Annotated in this window: 7 protein-coding genes and 1 rRNA gene; 2 read left to right on the top strand and 6 right to left on the bottom strand. The window is 72.7% G+C overall.

Going from position 1 to position 7535, the window contains the following annotated elements; genetic code table 11:
- Positions 1 to 37 precede the first annotated feature (37 nt).
- Entirely contained in the window at positions 38 to 385 is a 348-nt protein-coding gene (locus ACZ7HQ_RS29445; protein WP_470996141.1) for a sterol-binding protein, read from the top strand.
- Here ACZ7HQ_RS29445 and ACZ7HQ_RS29450 read toward each other — a convergent pair.
- From ACZ7HQ_RS29450 to ACZ7HQ_RS29465, 4 genes are read right to left on the bottom strand one after another with little or no spacing between them, the layout of a single operon-like run.
- Complete coding sequence (locus tag ACZ7HQ_RS29450; protein ID WP_470996144.1) at positions 369 to 1220, bottom strand: ABC transporter ATP-binding protein; 852 nt, start codon at positions 1218 to 1220, stop codon at positions 369 to 371. The two genes, ACZ7HQ_RS29445 and ACZ7HQ_RS29450, sit on opposite strands and share 17 nt — an antisense overlap.
- Complete coding sequence (locus ACZ7HQ_RS29455; RefSeq protein ID WP_470996147.1) at positions 1217 to 2263, bottom strand: FecCD family ABC transporter permease; 1047 nt, start codon at positions 2261 to 2263, stop codon at positions 1217 to 1219. The genes ACZ7HQ_RS29450 and ACZ7HQ_RS29455 overlap by 4 nt, the downstream gene beginning before the upstream one ends.
- Positions 2260 to 3303: a FecCD family ABC transporter permease gene (locus tag ACZ7HQ_RS29460; protein WP_470996150.1), complete on the bottom strand. Its 1044-nt coding sequence runs from the start codon at positions 3301 to 3303 to the stop codon at positions 2260 to 2262. The genes ACZ7HQ_RS29455 and ACZ7HQ_RS29460 overlap by 4 nt, the downstream gene beginning before the upstream one ends.
- A gap of 53 nt (positions 3304 to 3356) precedes the next feature.
- The gene (locus ACZ7HQ_RS29465) at positions 3357 to 4385 is read right to left on the bottom strand and encodes an HAD hydrolase-like protein (protein WP_470996153.1); all 1029 of its coding nucleotides are present in this window, start codon (positions 4383 to 4385) and stop codon (positions 3357 to 3359) included.
- A gap of 73 nt (positions 4386 to 4458) precedes the next feature.
- Between ACZ7HQ_RS29465 and ACZ7HQ_RS29470 the strand changes: the two genes are divergently transcribed.
- Entirely contained in the window at positions 4459 to 5742 is a 1284-nt protein-coding gene (locus ACZ7HQ_RS29470; RefSeq protein WP_470996156.1) for a DUF1015 domain-containing protein, read from the top strand.
- 68 nt (positions 5743 to 5810) lie between these two features.
- Here ACZ7HQ_RS29470 and ACZ7HQ_RS29475 read toward each other — a convergent pair whose 3' ends face one another.
- Entirely contained in the window at positions 5811 to 6551 is a 741-nt protein-coding gene (locus ACZ7HQ_RS29475; protein ID WP_470996185.1) for a tetratricopeptide repeat protein, read from the bottom strand.
- Positions 6552 to 7448: 897 nt separating this feature from the next.
- Positions 7449 to 7535 (bottom strand): 5S ribosomal RNA (rrf, locus tag ACZ7HQ_RS29480); the annotation flags it as partial.

Raw genomic sequence — 7535 nt, forward strand, 5'->3', positions numbered from 1 at the left:
GACGCTACCCCGAACCGCTGGGGTACCGTCGTGGGCGATGGCCACGATCGAGGAGTGCCGCGCCGCACTGGGAAAGCTTTCGGACAACATGCAGGGCGCCGAGGGCGACGTTCGCGCGGCCGCCGCCATGGACCGCTCGGTGAGCTGCCACATCACCGATCTGGACGTCACCTTCGCCGGCCGGATGACAGGCGGCCGGATCGAGGTGGACGAGACGCATCCCGGGCCGCCGCGGGAGAGGGCGCAGATCAGGCTCGCCATGGCCGGGGACGACCTGGTGGCCCTGGTGGCCGGCGAGCTGAACTTCGCGACCGCCTGGGGCTCGGGCCGGGTCAGGCTGGAGGCGAGCCTGCTGGACCTGTTCCGGCTCAGGAAGCTGCTGTGACCCGCTCCTGCCGTGCCCTGCGCGCCGCGGGTACGACCAGCGGGGTGCCGGTCTCGGGGTCGTCGATGACCTGACACCGCAGCCCGAACACCTGCTCCACCAGTTCGGCCGTGACGATGTCGTTCGGGGCGCCCTCGGCGATCACCCGGCCGTCGCGCAGGGCGATGAGGTGGGTGGCGTAGCGGGCCGCGTGGTTGAGGTCGTGCAGGACGGCGACCAGGGTGCGGCCCTGGGTCTCGTGCAGCTCGGCACACAGGTCGAGGACGTCGATCTGGTGCTGGATGTCGAGGTAGGTGGTCGGCTCGTCCAGGAGCAGCAGCGGGGTCTGCTGGGCGAGCGCCATGGCGATCCACACCCGCTGCCGCTGCCCGCCGGACAGCTCGTCCACGTACCGGCCGGCGAGCTCCGCGACGCCGGTCTGCCGCATCGACTCCCGCACCACCCGCTCGTCCTGCGCCGACCACTGGCGCAGCAGGCCCTGGTGCGGGTAGCGGCCGCGGCCGACGAGGTCGGCGACGGTGATGCCGTCCGGCGCGATGGACGACTGGGGCAGCAGGCCGAGGCTGCGCGCCACCTTCTTGGCGGGCATCGACTGGATGACCTGTCCGTCGAGGAGCACCCTGCCCCCGGTCGGCCTGAGCATCCGTGACAGCGCCCGCAGCAGCGTCGACTTGCCGCACGCGTTCGGGCCGACGATCACCGTGAAGGAGTTGTCGGGGATCTCCACCGACAGCTGTTCGGCGATGACGCGCTGGTCGTAGGCGAGGGTGACGTTCTCGGCGGACAGGCGGTTCACGGTGCTCCTCTTGCGGTCTGACTCGGGGACGGCGCTCATATCCGGCCCGCCCTGCGCTCGGTGACCAGCAGCCACAGCAGATAGCAGCCGCCGAGGACGCCGGTGACCACGCCGACGGGCAGCTGGTCGGCGCCGAAGGCGCGCTGCGAGGCCCAGTCGGCGGCGACCAGCAGGGCGGCGCCCATGCACAGGGAGGGCACCAGGTTCGGACCCGGCGAGCGGGTCAGACGGCGGGCGAGCTGCGGGGCGGTGAGCGCGACGAAACTGACGGGTCCGGCCGCCGCGGTGGCCGCCGCGACGAGCAGCACGGCGGAGACCATCAGCACCAGCCGGAGGCGCTGCACCCGCACCCCGAGCGCGTTCGCGACGTCGTCGCCCATCTCCGTCATCCGCAGCCCGCGCGCGCCCGTGAGAACCACCGGGACGAGGCCGGCGCACAGGCCGAGCAACGGCCAGACCTGCTCCCAGTCACGGCCGCCCAGGGAGCCGGTCATCCACACGACCGCGCGGGCCGCGTCGACCAGGTCGGCCTTGGTGAGCAGATAGCCGTTGACGGCGGTCAGGAACGCCGAGACGCCGATGCCGACCAGAACGAACCGGTACCCGTGCACACCCTGCTTCCAGGCGAGCAGGTACATGGCGAGGCCGGTCACCAGGCCGCCGGCCAGCGCGCCGAGGGTGACCTGGGCGGCGCTTCCGGACATCAGGACGATGACGACCAGTGCGCCGGCCGTCGAGCCCTGGGAGAGGCCCAGCACGTCCGGACTGCCGAGCGGGTTGCGGGAGATGGACTGGAACAGGGCACCGCCGAGACCGAGCGAGGCGCCGACCAGCAGGCCGACCAGGACGCGCGGCAGCCGCAGTTCGTTGACGATGAAGTCCTGGTACGCGTTGCCGTTCCCGGCGAGGGTTCTGAGCACGTCGGCCGCGGGGATCTTCGCGTCACCGGTGCCGATCAGCGCGACGCCCGCGGCGCAGGCGGCGGCCAGCAACAGGACGACCACGAGCACGGCCCGCAGGTCCAGGCGCAGGGAGAGTCCTCCCGGCGTGCGGACGGCCCGGTTGAGGGAGCGGGTCTTCACAGCTGGGCCGTCCTGCGCCGTCGTACGAGAAAGATGAAGACCGGGCCGCCGATGAGCGCGGTGACGATACCGACCTGGAGCTCCGAGGGGCGGGCCACGACCCGGCCGACGACATCGGCGCCGAGCAGCAGCACGGGCGAGAGGACCGTGGCGTACGGCAGGATCCAGCGCAGGTCGGGACCCGTGAAGGAGCGCACCGCGTGCGGGACCATCAGGCCGACGAACATGATGGGACCGCAGGCGGCGGTCGCGGCACCGCACAGCACGGTGGCGGCCAGCATGGCCAGAGCGCGGGTGCGGCTCGGGTGGGCGCCGAGGGCTCGGGCCGTGTCGTCGCCCATCTCCATGGCGTTCAGCGGCCGGGCCAGCGCGAGCGCCAGGACGGTGCCGACCGCGAGGAACGGCAGCACCTGCAGGATGGCCGAGTTCGTGGCCGAGGCCAGCGAACCCACCGTCCAGAAGCGCATCCTGCCCAGCGCCGCGTCGTCCATGATCATCACGGCCTGGAGATAGCCGTACAGGGCGGCGCTGACCGCCGTACCGGCGAGTGCGAGCCGTACCGGGGTGGCGCCCCGGCTGCCGCCGAGGAACCACACCAGCGCGCCGACCCCCGCAGCCCCGAGAAAGGCGAACCACACATAGCCGGTCAGGCTGGTGACGCCGAAGCAGGTGATGGCCGTGACGACGGCGGCGGAGGCGCCCGCGTTGATGCCGAGCAGCCCGGGATCGGCCAGCGGATTGCGGGTGAGGGCCTGGAGCACGGCACCCGCCAGGCCGAGCGCGGCACCCGCCAGCAGACCGAGGACCGTGCGCGAGAGCCGCTCGTCGACGACGACGTCGCCGTACGTCCCCGTGTCGTGGAACAGGCCGTGCCAGACCTGGTCCGGCGCCAGGGCTTTCGCCCCGATCGCGATGCTCGCCACGGCGACGAGCACCAGGATCACGGCGGACAGCAGGAGCCCAAGAGCCCTGAACGCCTGGTGGGTTGGGGGCGCGGGGGTGGTCTCCGCGCGCTGTTCCGGAGGACTGTCGACCAACACGAGGTTAGGTTAGCCTACCCTCGCCCAGAATCTCGATCCCGGGTGCGGACGCGTCACAGTCCGAGTCGGGCCAGCGCCTTCCCCCCGTCAAGCTCGCAGGAGCCGTCCCCGGCCGCGGCCCAGGCCGCCGCGCACAGCGCCCGCAGTCCGTCCAGCGCCTCCCCGTCGCCCTCCAATTCAAGCCGGCCCGCCCCTGCCGTCGCGGTGAACCCGCCGCAGCGGAAGCCCTCGCCGGCCGGGGTGACCTCCGGCTGCCCGGTGAGCAGACCCCGCAGATCGGCGTCCACGTAGGTCGGCCGGTGCTGCGGCGGCGCGGCGAGCAGCTGGGCGCCGTCGGTGACACCGGTCAGCACCAGCAGCGAGTCCACCTCACCGTGGAACGCGCCCTCGATGTCCGTGTCCAGCCGGTCCCCGACCACCAGCGGGCGCTTCGCACCCGTCCGGATGATCGTCTCGCGGTGCATCGGCGGCAGCGGCTTGCCCGCCACCTGCGGCTCCTTGCCCGTCGCGATCCGTACGACCTCCACGGCCGCCCCGTTGCCCGGCGCGATGCCCCGCCCGCTCGGGATCGTCAGGTCCGTGTTGGACGCGAACCACGGCACCCCGCGCGCGACCGCGTACGACGCCTCCGCGAACCGTCCCCAGGTCAGATCCGGCCCGCCGTACCCCTGCACGACCGCCGCCGGATCGTCGTCCGCCGACTCCACGGGGGTCAGCCCCCGCTCGCGCAGCGCCACCCGCAGCCCCTCGCCGCCGATCACCAGCACCCGCGCCCCGGCCGGCACCTGCTCACTGATCAGCCGCGCGACCGCCTGCGCCGACGTGATGACGTCGTCGGCACCCGTCGGTATCCCCAGCTCCGTCAGGTGCTCCGCCACCGTGTCCGGGGTCCGCAACGCGTTGTTGGTGACGTACGCCAGATGCATCCCGCCCGAGCGGGCCACCGCCAGCGAGTCGACCGCGTGCGCGATCGCGTTCCCGCCCGCGTACACCACCCCGTCCAGATCGAGCAGCGCCGTGTCGTACGCCTCGCTCAGGGGCTGCCCACTGCCCTCGGGCCTCGTCCTGACCGTCTGGCTCATTCCACATCGCTCCTCGTTCGATCGCCTTTCCCCCGATCATCCCGCACGCCACCGACACACGTACGATGCCGGGATGAACCCTGCAGGTCACTCGGAAGCAACGGCGCGCCGGGGCCTGGAACTCACCCCGTTCCGAGGCCTTCGTTACGACCCCCACCGGGTCGGCAGCCTGGCTTCCGTCACCTCCCCGCCGTACGACGTCGTCGTCCGCCCCGACGGGGTGCACCACCTCCAGTCGGCCGATCCCTACAACATCGTTCGGCTGATCCTGCCCCAGGCCGGCACCCCCAGCGCCGGTACCGAGCAGGCAGCCGACACACTGCGCCGCTGGCTGGACGAGGGCATCCTCACCGCGGACCCGGAGCCCGGCCTGTACGTCTACGAGCAGCGGGACGGCAACGGCATGCTCCAGCGCGGTGTCATCGGCGCGCTGCGGGTCTCCGAGCCCGCCGAGGGCGTGGTGCTGCCGCACGAGGACGTCATGCCGCCCGTGGTCGCCGACCGCGCGGCCCTCATGCGGGCCACGCGCGCGAACCTGGAACCGCTGCTGCTGACCTACCGCGGCGACGGCACGGCCGCCGAGGTCGTCGAGCGCACGGCGGAGAAGCCCCCGCTGCTGGCCACGACCACAGAGGACGGCTTCCACCACCGCCTCTGGTCCATCACCGACCCCGCCGACCTGGCCCGCGTCCAGTCCGATCTCTCCCACCAGCAGGCCCTGATCGCCGACGGCCACCACCGCTGGGCCACCTACCTGCGTCTGCGCGCGGAACACCCCTCCCCCAGCCCCTGGGACCACGGCCTGGTCCTGCTCGTCGACACGGCCCGCTACCCGCTGCGCGTCCGCGCCATCCACCGCCTGCTGCACGGCCTGGCCGTCGCGGACGCGGTCACGGCGGTGGGGGGCCTGTTCCGGGTACGGCGCCTCGACACCTCGCTCGCCGAGGCACTGGAGGCACTGGCGGACGCGTCCTGCGCGGGCAACGCCTTCCTGCTGGCCGGCGACGGCGCCTTCCACCTGCTCGACCACCCGGACCCCGACCTGCTGGCCCGTACGATCCCGGCCGACCGCCCGGCGGCCTGGCGCTCCCTGGACGCCACGGTCCTGCACGCCGCACTGCTCGACCACGTGTGGCACATCCCCGAGGACTCCGCCGCCCACATCGCCTACATCCATGACACGGCCGCCACGGTCGCCAAGGCCGAACACGACGGCAGCACGGCCGTCCTGATGCACCCCGTCCGCGAGGAAGTCGTACGCGACCTGGCCCGACAGGGCGTCACGATGCCCCGCAAGTCGACGTCGTTCGGCCCGAAGCCGGCCTCGGGACTGGTGCTGCGGGCACTGGAGATCTGAGCGCCCCGAACGCGGAAGAGGGCAGGCCCCCCGGGGGTCTGCCCTCTTCTCGTCTCAGCGGCTACAGGTCACTCCTCGTCGCCGTCCTCGCCGTCCTCCTGCGACAGCTTCTCGGGCTCACCCTCGGTCGCGTCCAGGGCGTCGACGAACTCCACGCCGTCCAGCTCGGCGAGCCGGTCCGAGGCGTCCGTGCTGCCGTCCCGGTCCGCCTCCACGGCCTTCGCGAACCACTCCCGCGCCTCGGCCTCACGGCCGGCGGCCAGCAGCGCGTCGGCGTAGGCGTACCGCAGCCGCGCGGTCCACGGCTGGACCGCGTTGGAGGCCAACTCCGGGCTCTGCAGGGTCACGATGGCGGCGTCCAGCTGACCCATGTCACGCCGCGCACCGGCAGCGACGAGCCGCATCTCGACCTGACCGGCCTTGTCCAGCTTGTGCACCTCGGAGGCACCGGCCATGTCCAGCGCCTTCTCCGGCCGCCCGAGCCCACGCTCGCAGTCGGCCATCACCGGCCACAGCTCCACCGTGCCGGTCATCCGCCGCGCGGCCCGGAACTCGGCGAGAGCCTCGCTGTACTTCTGGTTCGCGTACGCCGCGAACCCGGCGGCCTCGCGTACGGCAGCCACACGGGACGCCAGGCGCAGGGCCACCCTGGAGTAGCCGTAGGCGCCCTCGGGGTCCTCGTCGATGAGCCGGGCGACCATCACCAGGTTCTTCGCGACGTCGTCCGCGAGCGTCTTGGGCAGGCTCTGCAGCTCCTGCCGGACGTCCTTGTCGATCTCCTCGCCGGTGACGTCCTCCGGGATCGGCAGCCGCTTGATCGGCTCGCGGTCGCGGTCCCGGTCACGCTCGTCGCGGAAGCGGCCACCGCCCCGGCGGTCGTCACGCCTGTCGTCGCGGCGGTCGTCCCGACGGTCGTCCCGACCCCGGAAGCCACCGGGGCGACCACCGCGGTCGTCCCGCCTCGGCCCACGCCCACCGCGGTCGTCACGGCCGCGGAAACCGCCGCCGCGCTCACCGCGGTTGTCCTCACGCCGGAAGCCGCCCCGGTCGTCACGACGGTCGCCGTAGCCGCCGCCCCGGGTGTCCTCGCGGCGGCCGTAACCACCACGGTCGTCGTCGCGGCGGAAGGGCGGACGGTCCCCGCCGCGGTCATCGCGACGGTCGTCACGCCGGTCGTCACGCCTGTCGTCGCGGCGGAAACCGCGGTCGTCACGGCGGTCGTCCCTGCGCGGCCCACGGTCACGGTCGTCACGCTGGAACGCCGGACGCGAACCGCGGTCGTCACGACGGTCGTCCCTGCGGCCGTAGCCGCCACGGTCGTCACGCCGCTCGTCCCGGCGGAAGCCACCCCGGTCGTCACGACGGTCGTCACGGCGGTCGTCACGCCGCTCGTCGCGCCGGAAACCGCCCCGGTCGCCGCGGTGGTCGTCGCGGCGGCCGTAACCACCACGGTCGTCGTCGCGGCGGAAGGGCGGACGGTCCCCGCCGCGGTCATCACGGCGGTCGTTGTCGCGACGGTAGCCGCCGCGGTCGCCGCGGTAGCCGGCGCGGTCACCACTGTCCCGTCGCCGCTGGTCGCGCTCCGGTCGGTCGTCGGGAGAGTTGGTGGACATGGTGACTCCTGTCTTAGGTACCGCAAGCATTGTAAAAACAAAAGGACCCCTGGTCCCAGCTGAACGCTGGGACCAGGGGTCCTTCCAAAGATTGTTCGGCGGTGTCCTACTCTCCCACAGGGTCCCCCCTGCAGTACCATCGGCGCTGTGAGGCTTAGCTTCCGGGTTCGGAATGTAACC

It is taken from the genome of Streptomyces sp. NPDC037290, from assembly GCF_055603245.1.

Bases quoted from the DNA above. Each gene is read 5' to 3' on its own strand.
- ACZ7HQ_RS29465 (WP_470996153.1), bottom strand. From the start codon at position 4,385: ATGAGCCAGACGGTCAGGACGAGGCCCGAGGGCAGTGGGCAGCCCCTG.
- ACZ7HQ_RS29445 (WP_470996141.1), top strand. From the start codon at position 38: ATGGCCACGATCGAGGAGTGCCGCGCCGCACTGGGAAAGCTTTCGGAC.
- ACZ7HQ_RS29450 (WP_470996144.1), bottom strand. From the start codon at position 1,220: ATGAGCGCCGTCCCCGAGTCAGACCGCAAGAGGAGCACCGTGAACCGC.
- ACZ7HQ_RS29470 (WP_470996156.1), top strand. From the start codon at position 4,459: ATGAACCCTGCAGGTCACTCGGAAGCAACGGCGCGCCGGGGCCTGGAA.